The 16,351-nt window shown below is 65.7% G+C and carries 20 protein-coding genes; 9 read left to right on the top strand and 11 right to left on the bottom strand.

The features are described from left to right. Position 1 precedes the first annotated feature (1 nt). The 4 genes from ACN9M3_RS14450 (at position 2) to ACN9M3_RS14435 (ending at position 2,330) form a co-directional block, all read left to right on the top strand. Positions 2 to 403, top strand: a complete 402-nt coding sequence (locus ACN9M3_RS14450; RefSeq protein ID WP_426323307.1) for a hypothetical protein — start codon at positions 2 to 4, stop codon at positions 401 to 403. Positions 404 to 497: 94 nt separating this feature from the next. Continuing rightward, positions 498 to 1,106 carry a c-type cytochrome gene (locus tag ACN9M3_RS14445; protein ID WP_426323305.1) on the top strand — a complete coding sequence of 203 codons (609 nt, stop codon included), beginning with the start codon at positions 498 to 500 and terminating at the stop codon, positions 1,104 to 1,106. After that, positions 1,063 to 1,740 carry an SCO family protein gene (locus tag ACN9M3_RS14440; protein WP_426323303.1) on the top strand — a complete coding sequence of 226 codons (678 nt, stop codon included), beginning with the start codon at positions 1,063 to 1,065 and terminating at the stop codon, positions 1,738 to 1,740. Before ACN9M3_RS14445 ends, ACN9M3_RS14440 begins: the two co-directional genes overlap by 44 nt. Then, complete coding sequence (locus tag ACN9M3_RS14435; protein WP_426323301.1) at positions 1,737 to 2,330, top strand: hypothetical protein; 594 nt, start codon at positions 1,737 to 1,739, stop codon at positions 2,328 to 2,330. The genes ACN9M3_RS14440 and ACN9M3_RS14435 overlap by 4 nt, the downstream gene beginning before the upstream one ends. Here ACN9M3_RS14435 and ACN9M3_RS14430 read toward each other — a convergent pair whose 3' ends face one another. The 4 genes from ACN9M3_RS14430 to ACN9M3_RS14415 are packed head-to-tail and all read right to left on the bottom strand — an operon-like array spanning position 2,331 to position 7,316. Next, positions 2,331 to 2,966 carry an FABP family protein gene (locus tag ACN9M3_RS14430; RefSeq protein WP_426171725.1) on the bottom strand — a complete coding sequence of 212 codons (636 nt, stop codon included), beginning with the start codon at positions 2,964 to 2,966 and terminating at the stop codon, positions 2,331 to 2,333. An 18-nt stretch (positions 2,967 to 2,984) separates the two neighbouring features. Then, a complete protein-coding gene (locus ACN9M3_RS14425; RefSeq protein ID WP_426323298.1) occupies positions 2,985 to 5,630 on the bottom strand; it encodes a bifunctional diguanylate cyclase/phosphodiesterase in 2,646 nt (881 codons plus the stop codon). Positions 5,631 to 5,632: 2 nt separating this feature from the next. Then, entirely contained in the window at positions 5,633 to 6,055 is a 423-nt protein-coding gene (locus ACN9M3_RS14420) for a phosphate ABC transporter substrate-binding protein (RefSeq protein WP_426171722.1), read from the bottom strand. A 10-nt stretch (positions 6,056 to 6,065) separates the two neighbouring features. Beyond that, positions 6,066 to 7,316, bottom strand: a complete 1,251-nt coding sequence (locus tag ACN9M3_RS14415; RefSeq protein ID WP_426171721.1) for a hypothetical protein — start codon at positions 7,314 to 7,316, stop codon at positions 6,066 to 6,068. 230 nt (positions 7,317 to 7,546) lie between these two features. On the opposite strand from ACN9M3_RS14415, the gene ACN9M3_RS14410 reads away from it, so the two are divergent. Beyond that, positions 7,547 to 7,966, top strand: a complete 420-nt coding sequence (locus ACN9M3_RS14410; protein ID WP_426171719.1) for an NUDIX hydrolase — start codon at positions 7,547 to 7,549, stop codon at positions 7,964 to 7,966. Here ACN9M3_RS14410 and ACN9M3_RS14405 read toward each other — a convergent pair whose 3' ends face one another. Continuing rightward, entirely contained in the window at positions 7,967 to 8,707 is a 741-nt protein-coding gene (locus ACN9M3_RS14405) for an SDR family oxidoreductase (protein WP_426171717.1), read from the bottom strand. Between the two features lie 79 nt (positions 8,708 to 8,786). On the opposite strand from ACN9M3_RS14405, the gene ACN9M3_RS14400 reads away from it, so the two are divergent. From ACN9M3_RS14400 to ACN9M3_RS14390, 3 genes are all read left to right on the top strand, one after another. Further along, a complete protein-coding gene (locus ACN9M3_RS14400) occupies positions 8,787 to 9,242 on the top strand; it encodes a hemerythrin domain-containing protein (RefSeq protein WP_426171716.1) in 456 nt (151 codons plus the stop codon). A gap of 99 nt (positions 9,243 to 9,341) precedes the next feature. Next, the gene (locus tag ACN9M3_RS14395; protein WP_426171714.1) at positions 9,342 to 9,758 is read left to right on the top strand and encodes a DoxX family protein; all 417 of its coding nucleotides are present in this window, start codon (positions 9,342 to 9,344) and stop codon (positions 9,756 to 9,758) included. A gap of 60 nt (positions 9,759 to 9,818) precedes the next feature. Further along, positions 9,819 to 10,223, top strand: coding sequence for a universal stress protein (locus ACN9M3_RS14390; RefSeq protein ID WP_426171712.1), 405 nt, complete (start codon positions 9,819 to 9,821; stop codon positions 10,221 to 10,223). On the opposite strand, the gene ACN9M3_RS14385 is transcribed toward ACN9M3_RS14390, so the two are convergent. From ACN9M3_RS14385 to ACN9M3_RS14360, 6 genes are read right to left on the bottom strand one after another with little or no spacing between them, the layout of a single operon-like run. Continuing rightward, on the bottom strand, positions 10,220 to 10,963 hold the full coding sequence (locus ACN9M3_RS14385; RefSeq protein ID WP_426171711.1) for a YoaK family protein: 744 nt from the start codon (positions 10,961 to 10,963) through the stop codon (positions 10,220 to 10,222). The two genes, ACN9M3_RS14390 and ACN9M3_RS14385, sit on opposite strands and share 4 nt — an antisense overlap. Before the next feature lie 26 nt (positions 10,964 to 10,989). Next, the gene (locus ACN9M3_RS14380; protein ID WP_426171709.1) at positions 10,990 to 11,901 is read right to left on the bottom strand and encodes a dihydrodipicolinate synthase family protein; all 912 of its coding nucleotides are present in this window, start codon (positions 11,899 to 11,901) and stop codon (positions 10,990 to 10,992) included. 1 nt (position 11,902) lies between these two features. Then, positions 11,903 to 13,174 carry an FAD-dependent oxidoreductase gene (locus ACN9M3_RS14375; RefSeq protein WP_426323293.1) on the bottom strand — a complete coding sequence of 424 codons (1,272 nt, stop codon included), beginning with the start codon at positions 13,172 to 13,174 and terminating at the stop codon, positions 11,903 to 11,905. Further along, on the bottom strand, positions 13,171 to 13,413 hold the full coding sequence (locus ACN9M3_RS14370) for a 2Fe-2S iron-sulfur cluster-binding protein (RefSeq protein ID WP_426171706.1): 243 nt from the start codon (positions 13,411 to 13,413) through the stop codon (positions 13,171 to 13,173). The genes ACN9M3_RS14375 and ACN9M3_RS14370 overlap by 4 nt, the downstream gene beginning before the upstream one ends. Beyond that, positions 13,406 to 14,527, bottom strand: coding sequence for an NAD(P)/FAD-dependent oxidoreductase (locus ACN9M3_RS14365; protein WP_426323290.1), 1,122 nt, complete (start codon positions 14,525 to 14,527; stop codon positions 13,406 to 13,408). Before ACN9M3_RS14365 ends, ACN9M3_RS14370 begins: the two co-directional genes overlap by 8 nt. 2 nt (positions 14,528 to 14,529) lie before the next feature. Then, positions 14,530 to 15,474 (bottom strand): 4-hydroxyproline epimerase, encoded by a 945-nt coding sequence (locus tag ACN9M3_RS14360; RefSeq protein WP_426171702.1) that lies wholly within the window; start codon positions 15,472 to 15,474, stop codon positions 14,530 to 14,532. 101 nt (positions 15,475 to 15,575) lie between these two features. Here ACN9M3_RS14360 and ACN9M3_RS14355 point away from each other — a divergent pair, with 101 nt between their 5' ends. Continuing rightward, the gene (locus ACN9M3_RS14355; protein ID WP_426171701.1) at positions 15,576 to 16,334 is read left to right on the top strand and encodes a helix-turn-helix domain-containing protein; all 759 of its coding nucleotides are present in this window, start codon (positions 15,576 to 15,578) and stop codon (positions 16,332 to 16,334) included. Positions 16,335 to 16,351 lie beyond the last annotated feature (17 nt).

Below are 16,351 nucleotides of genomic sequence, written 5' to 3'. Positions count from 1 at the left end.
TGTGGACACCGTCACCCTGCTCCTGTCTTCCTTCATACTTTCAGTCAGCGGCCTGCTGGTGTTCATCTGGTCGCTGCGGCACCGACTGTTTAACGCCACCGCGGCCGCGGCCAATGTGATCTTCTCTCCGGGCGAGATCGGCCACAGCGAGGAACCGGCGGCAAGTCCGCAGCAGTGCGCCGGGCTGGCACTGCCGGTGGCCGGGCAGGACCGGCGCGCGCCCAGCGCCGCCGAGCGGGCCGCCATGCAGCAGGAACTGGCGGAGCGCGTGGAGGCGGACCGCTCGAGCGCTTTTGTCACTTTTGTTTTCCTGTCCTGCTCCGTGGTGTGGCTGCTGGTGGCCACGGCGGCAGGCCTGACCAGCTCCATCAAGCTCCATGAGCCGGACTGGCTGGTGCAGTAGCCGGAAGTCCTGGACCTGGTGGCGTACCTGCAGTCGCTTGACCATACCTATCCCGTGTTGCCGGCGCCGCAGGCCCGGAAGGAAGGAGCGCCCAATGCCGCAAAAAGACTTTGGCGCGCAGCAGCGCGAGCATCCCGACCCGACGGAGAAGGACCGGCCGATTCCATGGTATGTCTTGCTTGGCGTCGGGGTAGCGCTGGCGTGGGCGGTCAGCTACATCCTCACGGTGCGCGACGACGACCCGGCCCTGGGCGACCGGCGCACCATGTCGACGCTGCAGGCCAAGGCCGGCACCGCGGCCGGCGCCGGCGGCGCAGTCGATGGTGCCCAGGTGTATGCGGCTCAGTGCGTGGCCTGCCACCAGGCCACCGGCGCCGGCTTGCCGGGCGTGTTTCGACCGCTGGCCGGTTCGGAATGGGTGACCGGTGCGGAGAACGTTGCCGCCTCGGTCCTGCTGCACGGGGTGACGGGCAAGCTGAGCGTGGAAGGTTCGGCATATAACGGACAGATGCCATCGTTCAAGGATAAATTGAGCGACGCGGAAATCGCTGCAGTGTTGAGCCATATCCGCAGCAATTTCGGCAATAGCGCAGCCAGGGTGGCGCCGGATGCAGTCAAGGCGGTACGTGACGCGACGACTGCGCGCAAGGACCCGTTCAATGGAGGCGACGATCTCGCCAAACTCGCCAGACCAGCCAATTAAAGGGGATTTGCCGCGCACCCTGGCGCTGCTTGCCGGGATGGTTGCTGTCGCGGGAGCGGCGCTGTGGCAGGCCACCATGGGATTTCGCGTCGTTTCCACCGAAGCAGGACGGCGGCTTGCCATCGCCGAGGCCCCGCTGGCACTGCCCCGTGTTGATCTTGCCCTGCCGGGCGCCTCGCCTTCGACGCGGCGCATCGACCTGCCGGCCCTGCTGGCGGCCGACAAACGGCCTGCCATCGTCACCTTCTTTTATGCGCGCTGCAATGCAGTTTGCTCCGTCCAGGGCACCGAGCTGCAGCAGATGCAGCGTGAAATCCTTGCCCGCGGCTGGCAGGACAAGCTGCGTCTGTTGACGATCTCCTTCGATCCGCGCGATTCGCTGGACGACCTGGCCCACTATGCATCACGCATGCGGGCCGATGCGCAAGCCTGGCAATTCGCGGCCGTGCCCGATGCGGCGCAGCGCCAGGCCTTGCTGCAGCAGGTCGGGATTATCGTGCTGCCGGCCGAGATGGGGGAATTCCAGCACAACGCCGCCTTCCATATCGTGACGCCGGATGGCCGGCTGGCGCAAGTGGTCGACTACGAACAGCCGGAAGCGGCATTGGCGGCGGCGCTGGAGCTTGCCCGATGAACGCGGCGACGCGCGGCGCGGGCCGCCTGGCCTTGCCGGCCGCCGCGTTGCTGGCGGCGGCCTTGCTGCTGCGCGCACCGCTGGAGTCGTCGATGGCCCTGCATATGGTGCTCCAGCTGCCGATGATCGCGGTGGGCGGCGCCCTGGCCGGCCTCGCCGCCGAGCGCCATGCGGCACGCCTGGCGGGCGCGCTGGCGCGTTGGGACGCGCACGGGCTGGCAGGCCTGGCCTGGCTGCTGCTGGCCAGCGCCTACTGGATGGTGCCACGGGCGCTCGAGCAGTCGCTGACGATGCCGCTGTCTGAAGCGGGCAAATTCGCCAGCCTGTTCCTGCTCGGCTTCCTGCTGCCGGGTGCACTTGCGCGCGCGGCGGTGGTCATCCAGCTCTTCTTCCTTGGCAATTTCTGCGCCATGATGGCCATCGCCGGCATGCTGTACCAGGATATGGCGCAACGCCTGTGCAATGCCTACAGCCTGGACGACCAGGTGGTTACCGGCGTCGGACTGGTCGTGGCGTCGATCGGCATCGCTGCTGCCTGGTGCGTGTGGCAACTGCCGGCCATTGCAAACCAGGCAAGGGAACGGGCCTAGTTACTTGCGTGCCAGCGGATTCGGGGTTGGCTCGGCCACCTTGTGCAGCACATTGCGGTCAACGTGGTGGAACGGCTCCGACTCCTTGCCGCGCAAGAGCATGACAGTATCTTCCTCGTAACCCCAGGTGCCGTCGTCGTTGATGGTGACCTTGATGCGGTACTCGGTGGTCTTGAAGCCGAACTCCAGGAAGGGATTGGAGCAGATTCCATAAGTATCCTGCTCGCGCTGCGCCACCAGTTCGAAGGTCTTCGCATCCGGCGCCGCAATGCCCGATGCCATGGCGATCTGGCCGCGCGGAATGGCCAGGGTCTGGATCACGGTATTGGTGGCCGGTTCCCACAGCCAGTAGCCGACCTGCTCGTGGTACGTCTTGACGTTGTCAGGCTTGTTGACGATCAGGACGTAGCGCAAGCCGTAGAACAATTGCGGCCCGTTGGTGACCGGATCGATCGGCTGCAGTTCAATGCGCTCGACATAGGCCTGCTTGCGCGGGCCGTCCGCCTTGGGCTTGATGTCGAGGCCGCGCTGCCCTTCCCAGATGCCGGCCATGGCGGCCAGCGGGCCAAGGTTGGCCAGCGTATCCATGTCGATATTGGAAGGTTCGGTGTAAATGTCGTTGCTGTATTCACTCATTGCATGCTTGCTCATTAATCAGGGAGCAAGCATTGTAACCTCGGCACCCGAAACTTCGCCGAGCAGCATGGCGGTGATCTCCTGCGGCGGCACCGGACGGCTGAACAGATAGCCCTGCACTTCGTCGCAGCCATGCTGCTGCAGGAAGCTGCGCTGCTGCTCGGTCTCCACTCCTTCCGCAATCACACGCATGTCGAGCTGGTGCGACAGGGAAATGATGGCGCAGGTAATGGCCTGGTCATCCGGGTTGGCCACCAGGTCGCGCACGAAGCTCTGGTCGATCTTCAGGCGGCTGATCGGGAAGGACTTGAGCGCCGCCAGGCTGGAATAGCCGGTGCCGAAATCATCGATCGCCAGCGCGATGCCCATCGCTTCCAGCTGGCGCATCTTGGCCACCGACTGCGCGGTGTCGCGCATGATCATGCTTTCGGTGACTTCCAGCTCCAGCCATTGCGGATCGAGGCCGCTCCACGCCAGGGCCGCCGCCACGCGTTCGACCAGGCGCGGATCGTCGAACTGGCGCGCCGATACGTTGACAGATACCGCCAGCGGCGGCAGGCCCGCGTCCTGCCAGGCACAGGCCTGGCGGCAGGCTTCGCGCAAGGCCCATTCGCCGATCGCGATGATCAGGCCATGCTCTTCCGCCAAGGGGATGAACTGGGCCGGCGACACTGCACCGCGCTGCGGATGCTGCCAGCGCAGCAAGGCTTCAACGCCGAACATGCGCCCCGATTCCAGGTTCACCTTTGGCTGGTATGCCAGCGACAGCTGCTGCTCTTCCAGCGCCTTGCGCAAGCCTTCCGTCAATGCCAGCTTTTCCTCCAGGCCGGCGTTCATCTCGCGGGTGTAGAACTGGCAGTTGTTCTTGCCGCTGTCCTTGGCGCGGTACATGGCCGCGTCGGCATGCATCATCAGCGTGTCGGCATCGCGTCCGTCGCGCGGGTAGACGGCGACGCCGATCGAGCAGCTCACCTGCATCTTCTGCCCTTCCAGCATGATCGGCTGCACCACCGATTCCAGAATCTTGTTCAGCAGCGGTACCAGCACCTGCGGGTTGTCGTTCACGTGCGGCAGCACCAGCACGAATTCATCGCCGCCGAAACGGCCCACGGTATCCTCGCGCCGCACGCAGCCCACCATGCGGCCGGCCACTTCCTTCAACAGTTCGTCGCCGGCGTTGTGGCCCAGCGAGTCGTTGACCAGCTTGAAGCTGTCGAGGTCGATGAAGGCCACCAGCACCGATTCGTTGTTGCGCTCAGCGTGCGCGATCGATTGCCCGAGGCGGTCGCAAATCAGGCTGCGGTTGGGCAGGCCGGTCAGGGCATCATGGTGGGCCATGTGGTAGATGCGCTCCTCGGCGCGCTTGCGCTCCGTGATATCGCGCACGATCGCGACCACGCCGCCTTCCACGCCCACCACCTGCCAGTGCAGCCATTCGGCCTGCAGTTGCGGCACCATGTTGGGGCCTTCCTCCTGGTGCACGCCGCCATTCCGGGTCACCTGCGCCAGCCGCTCGAACATGCCGTTGTGGCGTGCCGCCGGCATCCACCCGCACAGCGTTTGCGCGCGCAGCTCGTTGCGGCTGCGGCCAGTCAGTTGTTCGGCGCGCGAATTGACCGCCGCGAACTTGAAGTCGACCACCAGCCCATCCTTGTCCCGGATGGCGCGCAGCACGAAAAAGGCATCCATGTTCGATTCAGACGCGGCCGCATAGGTTTCCTGCGCGCGGCGGATGCGGCGGCGCGCCTTGGCGCCCTGCCAGACGCAGGCCCAGACCAGGGCAGCGAGCAGGATCAGTACCGCGCTGGCGACGCCTGCCTCCCACAGCAGCTGGCGGCGCTGGGCCGCGAAGCCGGCCATCTGTTCCTGCTCCGACAGGCCGACCATGGCGCTCAGGCGCAGGCCGGCCAGCTGGCGCACCGCCGTATAGCGCTTGACGCCGTCGATCCTGCTGGCGACCGCTACGCCACGGCGCCCCTGCAGCGCCGCCAGGTCCAGCTTTTGGCCGAACGATTGCTTGTCGCCGACGCGCCGCGCACGCACCACGCCGTCGTCGCCGACCAGGCCGAGCATGCCTTGCTCGCCCAGGCGGCTGCGTTCATAGCCGCTGGTGAAATAGGCCGGATCGACTTCCACGATGACCACGCCGGCAAATTCGCCGTGCTTGTCGTCCAGCCGGCGCGTGAAATGCAGGTGCCAGTCCGGGTTTGCCTCGTCGCGCATCGCCTGCGAGATGAAGGTGTAATTGCTGCGGTGCTGCCGATGGAAGCTGAAATACTCCTGCTGCGCGACGTTGATCGGGCGGGCAGCGGGGTTGCTGGCGACCGTATTGCCCTGGGCGTCGACGATGCTGACCACGAAAACCAGGCCGGACGGCAGCAGGCCATGCTCCTGCAGTTCGGGCAAGGCGCCGCGTGCGCCCTGGCTCTCGGCGCTGTACTTCAATACCTGCAAGGTTTGCTCGATGCCGTTGATGCTGCGCGCCACCTGAGCTTCATAAGTCGCGATCAATTCGCTGGCCGATTCGGCAGCCAGTTCCCGCGAGGCGGCGGCTTCGCTGTCGATGAAATGCAGCGTGGTGCCCCACACCACGGCCAAAAGGACGAGCGTGAACAGGGGCAGCGAGACATGCGTCTCAAGGCACATGCGCAACCAGCGTTTCATGTTCAATGCACCACCAGGACCGGACGCACGCTGGCATCGAGCGCGCTGCGATCGATATAGCCGATCAGGGTTGGATTATCCGCCACCAGCTTGCGCACTGCCTGGCTGTTGGGCAGTTCGCGCGGCGGCTGGCCGCGGCCGGTGAAAATCTTCTTGGTCCAGTAGGCCTTCATCAGCGCCGGGCTGCGGTTGGCCACCTTCAGGTAAAAGTCGTCGCGCAGCGGGGAGCCGATCGGCAAGTCGAGCGCTACCACTTCGCCGCCATCGGGGAAGCGCGTCGCTTCGGAAAGGAAGATATCGGCCACCTGCTCGGCGCGCAGCGTCGTGATGGGGCTGCGCGCCGACACCACCACGACCAGTTCGGCGGCGGCAGTGGCGCCGGCAAGCGTCACCAGCAGCAGGCAGCAAAGGAATTTCCTGATCATGGCCTGCCCTTCAGAACACGAAGTCCACCGACGCGCTGAACACGCGGAAGCTGCGGCCATAACGATAGCCGGGCTGGATGTTCGACAGCGTGCCGCTGGTACCGTTGCGCGGCCGCACATGGTCGAATTGCAGCTTGACGGCGGCATTGCCGCTGGCATCCCAGCGCAGGCCAAGGCTGTTGCTGTCCTGTTCCGCGATCATGCTGAGCAAGCCGTTCAGCTCCGTGTTCAGGCGCCGGGCAGCCGGCAGGTACGGCGGCGGCAACGTCGACAGGTCCAGGCCTGCGACCCGGTTCGGCGTGTTCGCCACCACCTTGCTGAAGGTGCCATACGGCGTGAAGCTGCCCAGGCGATAACCGCCGCTGACATAGCCCGCGGTCTTGTCGCCCAGCATGGAACGGGCGTTGACGCGCCCTATCTCGCCCATCACGAACCAGTTGCCGGGGTCGTAGGAAGCGCCGATGCTAAGCACCGTGGCACGCTTGCGGTCAGGCTCGTAGCGGCGCGCCAGCACTTCGCCCTGCGGGCCAAACTGGCGAATGGCGGAAAACAGGTCTTGCAGCAGCGGGGTTTCCAGCTCGCCCTGGATGGCGGTAGCGCGCACCGTCAGCGCGCCGGCGGTGCTGGTGCTGGAAATGCCCGCCAGCTTGTGCGCCCTGACGCGGGTGGTGTCGGACAAGGGCACGCTGGTGCCGCCGTACAGCACCTGCGTGGTGTTCTTCACATCGCCGAAGGTCCAGCGGTAGCTGGCGTCGATGCCGTCGCTGTTGCTGATCGGGAGCGCGGCATACAGTTCGACCGGCGTGCGCACCGACGTCAGCGCATAGCTGGCCTTGCGGTAGTCGCCGGACAGGAACAGCGGCAATGCAATCCTGCCAACGCGCAGGCTCAATTCCGGCGATACCTGGTATTGCACATTGGCCCATTCGACTTTTGGCGTCCACGAATGGGTCAGATGACGTTCCGCCACGACCTGCAGCACGGCCGACCAGTGGCCGCCGGAGTTGTAGGCAAGCTGGGCGCCGAGGCGGCTGTCCACCGCGTAGCTCCAGTCGCGCGTGGCGCCGGCCTCGCCCGGATTCAGGGGATTGGCCGCATAATCTGCCTGCTTCTCGCTTGAATGGACGGCGCTCAGGGTGCCGAAACCGCCAAAAGTCCAGCTGCCGTCTTGCGCCGCCGTGTGCCCGGCGTGCGCAGCCGGCTGCAGGAGCAGCGTTCCGGCAATGGCGAACAGGACAGGCGTCTGGTGCAGCTTTGGCATAATGGCACTCTTGGCAAGAAACGTCGGCAATAAAACAGCGCCGCTTGCCGTACCGGCATGCGTTCGCGTCAGGTGTGGGATTGGACTGGTAAGACTCAGCGCGGGAAAGGCGCTTTTTGAATTCTCACACTTTATAACAGCGACCTGTAACTGTCGAGAAATTTCCCTAGAGTACCTTTACTATCTCTTGGGAAATATTTAACTGTGAATAAAAGCAAAGGAACGAAGCAATGCAGCAGGTTTCATGCGGCACCCTGGTGGTGAATAGCGCTCGCCAGGTGCTGCTATGCCATGTCACGGGTACGGCAAGCTGGGACATTCCCAAGGGCTTGCAGGATGCGGGCGAAACGCCCCTGCAATCGGCACGGCGCGAGCTGTTTGAAGAAGCCGGCCTGGATTTCGAGGCCGGCCTGTTCGAAGACCTCGGGGAATTCAGCTATCGCCCGGACAAGCGCCTGCACCTGTTCAAGGTGGAAGTCGGCGACCAGTTGTGCAACCTCGACCACCTGCGCTGCACCAGCTTTTTCCCGCACCAGCGCACCGGCGAACCGACGCCCGAAGCAGACGGCTTCCGCTGGGCTGCGCGCGATGAACTGAGTTCCCTGTGCTGGCCGCGCATGGCGTCGCGGCTGCTTTCAATAGCGTGGTGATCACGCGCCGCCGGAAACGCGGATCGTCGTGCCGGTAAGGTAGCGCGCCGCGGGCGACAGCAGCCACACCGCCGCTTCCGCGATTTCATCCGGCTCGCCCACCCGTCCCATGGGGATGCGGGCCGCCACGCGCGCCGGCCTTCCCGCATCGCCGGACGTGGCATGGATATCGGTCTGGGTGGTGCCAGGCGCCACGCCGCACACGCGGATGCCCTCCGGCGCCACTTCCTTGCCGAGGCCCATGGTAAAGGTGTCGACGGCCGCCTTGCTGGCCGCGTAAGCCACGTATTCGTTCGGGCTGCCCGCCGTCGCCGCGGTGGAGCTGATATTGACGATCACCCCGCCCTTGCCGTGTGAGCGGAAGGCCGCCAGCGCAAGGCGGCTGGCCTGCATCAGGCCCAGCACATTGGTGCGGAACACCTGCTCCACGGTCGCCGGCGCGGTATCCCCAAAGGCCCCCAGCCCGCCGGTAATGCCGGCATTGTTCACCAGCCCCGACACCGGCCCCAGCTCTCGTTCGACGGTGGCGAACATGCGTTCGATATCTTCATCGCGCGCCACATCCGCCTGCACCGCCAGCGCCCGGCCGCCGGCCGCTTCGATGTCCGCCACTACGCGCGCCGCCGCTTCGGCATCGCGCTGGTAATTCACGGCCACCACCCAGCCATCCTGCGCCGCCCGGCGCGCAATGGCAGCGCCAATGCCGCGGCTGGCGCCCGTTACGATCACTATTTTTTTCATAGCCATATTCTATTTGATTTGGGTCATGGATTCTGAACGGCTGTCCGGCCAGACTTGAGGGATAGACAAGGAGACCGCAATGCAACGCCTCGAATGGAGTCCGCTGCTGGAAACCGGCGTGGCCGAGATGGATGCCTCCCACCGCGCCTTATTGCAAGCCATTCACGCAACCATCGACGCCGACGATGGTTCCCTGCCCAGCCGTATCGCCGGACTGCTCAGCGCCCTGGCCCTCGATTTCGCCGAGGAAGAGGCGCTGATGGACCAGCTCTACTATCCCACCGAGCACGAACACCGGGCCGCCCACCGGCGGGCCTTGGCCGCACTGCAGCACGCCCTGCCCGTTGCGCAGGCCGATCCGGCCGGAGCGCGCACCCTGCTGGAGCGCCTGCCGCGCTGGTTCCTTAGCCACCTGAGCGCGATGGACTTGCCGCTGGCGGTCGCCGTGGAGAACGCAGGGCACCCGCATACCCAGCCCCCCAGCGCCAAGCTGCGGCAGCAGCTGGCGCTCTTGCTGCAAGAGCAATCCATCTGATTTAACGATACATTGCATCCAAATATATTGGCTTCCGGAATATGTCTCTGCGGCATAAGATGACTTCGTCAACAACACATTCCTTGAAGGAGTCATCGCATGAACACACAGACCAACAACGCTTTCCTGCCACTTGCCGGCCGCATCCTGATGGCCGCCATCTTCGTCATGAGCGGGATCGGCAAGATCGCCAATCCGGCCGGCACCCTCGGCTACATCAACGCCATGGGCCTGCCATTCCCTGAACTGGCGCTGGCGGGCGCCATCGGCATCGAAGTGCTCGGCGGCCTGCTGCTGGTGGCCGGCCTGTACACCCGCCCTGTGGCATTGGCGCTGGCCGCGTTCTCGGTCGTGACCGGCCTGGTCTTCCACAGCGCGATCGCGGACCAGAACCAGATGATCCACCTGATGAAGAACCTGGCGATGGCCGGCGGCCTGCTGCAGATTGCTGCGTTCGGCGCCGGCAGCCTGAGCCTCGATGCCCGCCGCACCACGAATGCGCTGCGCACCGCCTGACTGCTTGCAGGACTGTGGCGGGACGCTTTAGACTGCGGCACCTGAAGGAGACTTGAAAAGATGTTTCGCCACATTCTGATTCCAAGCGACGGCTCCGCCGCATCGCAACTGGCAGTGAACGCCGCCCTGCGCATGGCCCGCGAAAGCGGCGCCCGCGTCACGGCGGTTCACGTGCTTCCGGAAGAACCGGCGCTGGCCAGCGTGGCCGCCGCGCCAGCCGAGAACTCGATCCTGGCCGATATCGCGCGCCAGGCCAGCACCTTGAACGTGGACTGCACCACGCTGGAAGTGCACGCCGACCAGCCGCATTCGGCCATCGTTTCCACCGCCTTGCAGCGCAACTGCGACCTGATTGCGATGGCCTCGCGCGGGCGCAGCGGGCTGGCCAGCCTGATGCTGGGCAGCCAGACGCAGAAAGTGCTCACGCACAGCAAGATTCCGGTGCTGGTGTTCCGCGAGGGCTAACGGCGCACGGCAACCAGGTCGTCGTAGATCGGCACCGCCGCCATGGCCAGCAGCACGCACGCCAGCGGCAGCACGGCACCAAAGCCAACGGCCTTGAAGCCGAAGGCCCCGGCCACGGCGCCGACAAAGAACGACGACACCAGCGCAGCGAGGATACGCACGCGCTTCCAGTCCGCGGCCACGCGCGGCACCGCCTGGTCGTCGCGGTTCCAGTAAAGCGCCTTGCCGGCCTCGATGCCAAGGTCGGTCACGATGCCGGTCATATGGGTGGTGCGGATTTCGGCGTTCGAGAGCTTGGTAATGACGGCATTCTGCAGCCCCATCATGAAGCACAGGAGCATCACCGTTGCCGGCAGCACGATCACGTCGATCGCCTGCAGGCGCGTTCCCATGACGCCAAATGCCAGCAGGAGGATTGCCTCCACCAGCAGCGGCAAGGCAAACTCGCTGTGAAGATGCCGGCGGCGTGCAAAATTGACCATGACGGCGCAACAGGCCGCGCCGGCCAGGAAAGCCAGCAAGGCGCCGGCGCAGTCGAGAGCCGCGTCGATGGCGCCCAGCGCCAGGTCGTCGGCGGCGGACGACAGGATGCCGGTCATGTGGGAGGTGTACTGCTTGACGGCCAGGAAGCCGCCCGCGTTGGCCGCCCCGGCCACGAAGGCCAGGGCGATGCCGAGGTGGCGATTAGCAGCGGCGGCGCGCTGCCGTCCGGTCAGGCTTCTTACATAATTGATCGGCATTCGTCCTCGGCATAAGATCGAACCTCTTACAGGTAAGCGCTGACGTCGGGACGGGTTGCCAGTGCCTGCTGCACCACCTGCACCACGAACTCGCGGTCAGCGCCGCGCAGTGGCTGGCGTGGGCGGCGAACGTTTTCGTTGCCGACACCGACCAGTGCTTCCACCAGTTTCAGATTTTGCACCAGCTTGGTCGAAACGTCGAGGTGCAGCAGCGGCATGAACCACTGGTACAGCTTCAGGGCTTCGGCCAGGCGGCCGGCTTTGACCAGCTTGTACAGGGCCACGGTCTCTTTCGGGAAAGCCACCACCAGGCCGGCCAGCAAGCCGTCGGCGCCAACTGCCAGGCCTTCGAAGGACAGGTCGTCCACGCCCATGAAGATGGCGTAGCGGTCGCCGACGGCGTTGCGCAGGTCGGTCACGCGGCGGATATTGTCGGTCGATTCCTTGATCGCTTCCAGTTCCTCGCAGTCGGACAGCTCCTTGAAGTCGGCCGGGGTCAGGTCGACCTTGTAGGTGACAGGGTTGTTGTACACCATGATCGGCAGCTTGGCGGCCTTGGCAATGGTGCGCAGGTTGGCCTTGGCTTCATACGCGTCCGCCGCGTACAGCACGGAAGGCATCACCATGAAGCCGTCCACGCCCAGGTCGCGCGCTTCCTGCACATAGCGTTCGGCGTTGGCGGTGCGGGTTTCGCTGACGTTGGCCAGCACCGGCACGCGGCCGTTGGCGACCTTGACGGCGGTCTTGGCGACCGCCAGCTTCTCTTCGAAAGACAGGGTGCTGGCTTCGCCCAGCGAACCGCAGGTGACCAGGCCGTGGCAGCCGCTGTCGATCATGAAGGAGAAGTGCTTCTCCATTTCTGCGTGGTCCAGCTCCTCATTCGCGTGGAATTTGGTGGTTACTGCAGGGAATACGCCTTCCCATTTGATTGCTGCCATTTCAAGTCTCCTTGTGAGGTTCGAGGGTGATAATGCTGCCGGCACGTGCCGGCGAGATCGGTGTACGCACGGCGTCCGGACGCCATCCATACAGGAAATCGGTTGCGTTGCCGCAGATGCGGCCCTGGCAAGGGCCCATGCCGCAGCGGGTTTGCAGCTTGGCGCTGCGCCAGTTCGGCTGCCCGCGCAGTTCGTCGTGGCAGACGTCTTCGCAGCGGCAGACAATGGTGTCGGGTTGCGCCAGCGTGCGCAGTTCTTCACGCGGGGCGAAGGTGCGCGCCAGCCGGGCTGCAAAGCCCTGCCATTGGGTGCGCTCGGTGAAGAGCTCTGGCGTCACGCCCTCGCCGCAGGCTGCCAGGCCAGCAATGCGGCCTTCGACCAGCGCCAGGTCCACGCCGCCGACACCGGTGCCCTCGCCCGCGCACAGCACATTCGGCACGGAGGTGCGTTGCCAGGGGTCGGTCTTCACTGCGCCTTGTTCGATGGCGCAACCGAGTGCGCGCGCCAGCTCGGTGTTCGGCAGCAGGCCATAACCACAGGCGAGATAGTCGCAATCGATATCGAGCCTTGCCCCCTTGCGCTGGACTTGTACGGATGTCACTTGCACGTCGCCCCTTGCGCTCGTCACGTAGCTGTTGGCGTAGTAAGGAATGCCGCGCAGGGCCGCGCCAAGCCTGACGGCTTGCAGCGCCTTTGACGGCGTCAGCGCCAGGCCTGCGGCAAAGCGCGCCAGGGCCGGGAAGCTCGCTTGTTCAACAATGGCGGCGACGAGCGCCCCGCGCTCCTTCAAGGTCGCAGCGACGGCCAGCAGCAGCGGGCCGGTGCCGGCAACGACCACGCGTTTGCCTTGCACAGGGTAGCCGCCTTTTGCCAGCGCTTGCAGGCCGCCGGCGCCGGTGACGCCGGGCAGCGTCCAGCCCGGGAACGGCAGCAGCAATTCGCGGGCCCCCGTAGCGAGGATCAGCTGGTTGTAGCGGATCGTGCCGGCACGCTCGGCATCCTGCAACAGCAGCTCGCCGGGGCGGGTCAGCATCAGCACGCGGGTGCCGGGCAGGAAGCTCACCTTGCTTGCGGACTCCAGGGCCTGCCAGAGCCGGCGCGCGCGCTGGTCCTGCTGCCTGGCCGGGCCGCCGCGCCAGATCTGGCCGCCCGCCAGCGGGTTGTCGTCGACGATGGCGATGCGGCGTGCACCTTGCGCGCTGGCCGCCGCGTGGGCTGCGGCCAGGCCGGCCGGGCCGGCGCCTACGATCAGGATGTCAAAGAGTTGCGTCATGCCGAGGCTCCCGTCTGCACGTCCATGCCCGAGCGGCAGAGCGTCTGGCAGGACAGCACATGCGCACGGCCGTTGATCGTCACGCGGCATTCCTGGCAAACGCCCATGCCGCACAGGGGTGCGCGCAATTGCCCGCTGACCGAGCGCCGCGTCACGCCTGCAATGGCGGCGGCGACGGTGGTGCCGGCGGCAACGGTTGCGCCATGGCCGTCGATCGTCAGACTGATGGAATCAGCCATAGGCCCTCCCCTGCGGATTGAAACGGCTCGGCATGTAAGGACGCGCATCGATCCCAGCCTGCCCGCCCGTCATTTGCGCGACCAGCAATTCCGCCGTCGCCAGCGAAGTCGTGATGCCAAGCCCCTCGTGGCCGGTGGCCAGCCATACATTGCGGCGCGACAGGTCGGGGCCGATCAGCGGCAAGCCATCCGGCGTCGCTGCACGCAAGCCGGTCCAGCAGCGCAGGATGTTCAAGCCTGCCAGCGCCGGCGTGTATTCGACTGCCCTGGCCAGCATGCGCGCCATCATTGCCGGTTCGGCCGCCAGGTCGGTGGTATCGAACTGCCGCGAGGAGCCGATCAGCACCTGCCCGGTAGGACGCGGCTGCAGGTTGAACGCCACCGATTCGCCTTCCGACGCATGCGCGCTCTTGATATAGCCAAGCTCCACCAGCTGGTGGCGTACAAATCCCGGATAGCGGTCGGTAATCATGACGTGGCCCTTCTTGGGCCGCAGCGGCAGGTCCGGCGCCAGCGCCAGGCAGCGCGTGCCGGCCGCCAGCACCACCCGCCCCGCAGACAATCGCGAGCCGTTCGCCAGCAAGACGCCGTCGTCTTCCAGCGCGACCGCCTCGCCCATAACAAGGGTTGCGCCTCGCGCGACCGCCCGGGCCAGCAGGATGCGTGCGCTCTTGGGCGGATACACCAGCCCGTCGCCCGGCACCAGCAAGCCCCCGGCCAGGTGAGGCCGCAGGTTCGGCTCGATGCGGTACAAGTCCTGGGCGCCGATCACGTCGCATTCCAGCCCGTGGGCCCGCATGGTGACGGCCTTGGCGCGCGCTGCGTCGAGCTCTTCGTCGTCGGCTGCGACCCAGATGGTGCCGCAGCGGCTGTATTCGTGACGCTGCGGCTGGCCTTCCACCAGTTCCTTCCAGAGTTCCAGCGAATGGGCGCTCAGGGCCAGTTCCGCCGCGTTGTCGTCCATCGCCACCAGGTGTCCCATGCCGGCTGCCGTGGCGCCGCTGCCGACCGCATCGCGTTCGACCACGGTCACGCGCAAGCCGCGCGCTGACAAGGCATCGGCGCAAGCGGCGCCGATGATCCCCGCGCCGACGATCAGGACGTCCGGTGTCATGCTCAACGAATGCCCCAGACAAATGGATCGCTCGGGTCCAGCACCAGGGTCGAGGTGGCGTTCACCCAGGCCTTGCCGCGAATGCTGGGCAGCACGCGCTCGCCATCGCGGCGATAGGACGCTTCAAACACGCTGCCAACGATGCTTTCCTGGCGCCAGACTTCGCCTTCCCCCAGCTTGCCGTCCGCCGCCAGGCAAGCCAGCTTGGCGCTGGTGCCGGTACCGCAGGGCGAGCGGTCGTAGGCATTGCCTGGGCAAAGCACGAAGTTCTGGCTGTCGCCCAAGCCGCTGCGGGAATCGGCAAACAGTTCGACGTGGTCGATCAGCGCGCCGTTGTCGCCCGTGATGCCCTGCGCTTCCAGCGCATCCTTGATCGCCGTGGTGTAGGCCGACAATTCGCGCACATTGCCCAGCTCCAGGCGCCTTCCATGGCCGGACACCAGGAAGAACCAGTTGCCGCCCCAGGCGATATCGCCACGCACCACGCCGTAGCCCGGCACGTCGACCGGCACGCCGGCCGCCTTGCGCCATGCCGGCACATTGTTCACGGTCACGCTGCCGTCTTCATGCAGCTGCGCTTCCACCACGCCCACCGGCGTATCGATGCGGTGCACGCCCGGGCTCAGGCGGCCCATGTAGGCGAGCGACGCCACCAGTCCGATGGTGCCATGGCCGCACATGCCAAGGTAGCCGACGTTGTTGAAGAAGATGACGCCTGCTGCACAATCCGGCGCATGCGGCTGGCACAGCAGCGCACCCACCAGCACATCCGAACCGCGTGGTTCGCACACCACGCCGGAACGGAAGCCGTCATGCTCTTCGCGGAAGCGGGCCAGGCGTTCATTGAGGGGACCGGTGCCCAGGTCAGGGCCGCCGTCAATCACCAGGCGGGTCGGTTCGCCGCCGGTGTGGGAATCGATAATGGCTATGGTTTTCATGCTTGCCATCTTATGCCTTCCCTGCACTCCCGTCTTGCATTGCTCGGCCGCCGATGATGACGAAATCCGCACAATCGTGTAAAAATGGACAAAACCAGCAGGAGGGCACCATGACAGTACATATTTTGCAAAGCGCCGCGCGCAACGACCTCGGCGCCAGGATCGGCGACGTCTTCTTCGCCGAGCCCCTGTTCGATGCCTTGCCGGACGTGGTGTTCTTCGTCAAGGACCGCGCCGGGCGCTACGTGGTGGTGAACCAGACCCTGGCCCGCCGCTGCGGGATGAAGGACAAGGCCGGGCTGCTGGGCAAGACCGCAAACGAGGTGTTTGCCGCCCCGCTCGGCCAACGTTTCCAGGCCCAGGACCAGTCCGTGCTGGATGAAGGGATGCAGATCGAGGACCAGCTGGAACTGCACCTCTATCCCAACCGTGATCCTGGCTGGTGCCTGACACAAAAGCGTCCCCTGCGCGATGCCCACGGGGCGATTATCGGACTGGCCGGGGTGTCGCGCGACCTGGCCATGGCCGACCACAAGAACCCTGCGTACCACAAGGTTGCCGATGCGGTCCGGCTGATCCACGACAAGTATGGCGAGACCCTGACCCTGCCCCAGTTGGCGCGCACCGCCAACATGTCGGTCGCGCAGATCGAGCGCTACTTCGAACGCATTTTCCACCTGACCCCACGCCAGATGATCATCAAGACCCGCCTCGAAGCCGCATCACGCATGCTGGCGGGGAACTCCAGCGTGTCCGACATCGCCCAGGCCTGCGGCTACGCCGACCACAGCGCCTTCACGCGCCAGTTCCGCGCCACGGTCGGCGTGACGCCAAGCGAATACCGGCTGCTGCTGCGGAACGACAGCTGACCTTCCATGCGAGGCGC

Origin of the sequence: Pseudoduganella sp. R-43 (genome assembly GCF_049913255.1) — a bacterium.
Classification (GTDB): domain Bacteria; phylum Pseudomonadota; class Gammaproteobacteria; order Burkholderiales; family Burkholderiaceae_D; genus Rugamonas.
The sequence above is the reverse complement of the archived record's forward strand: the minus strand, read 5'-3'. Positions and strand labels throughout refer to the sequence as shown.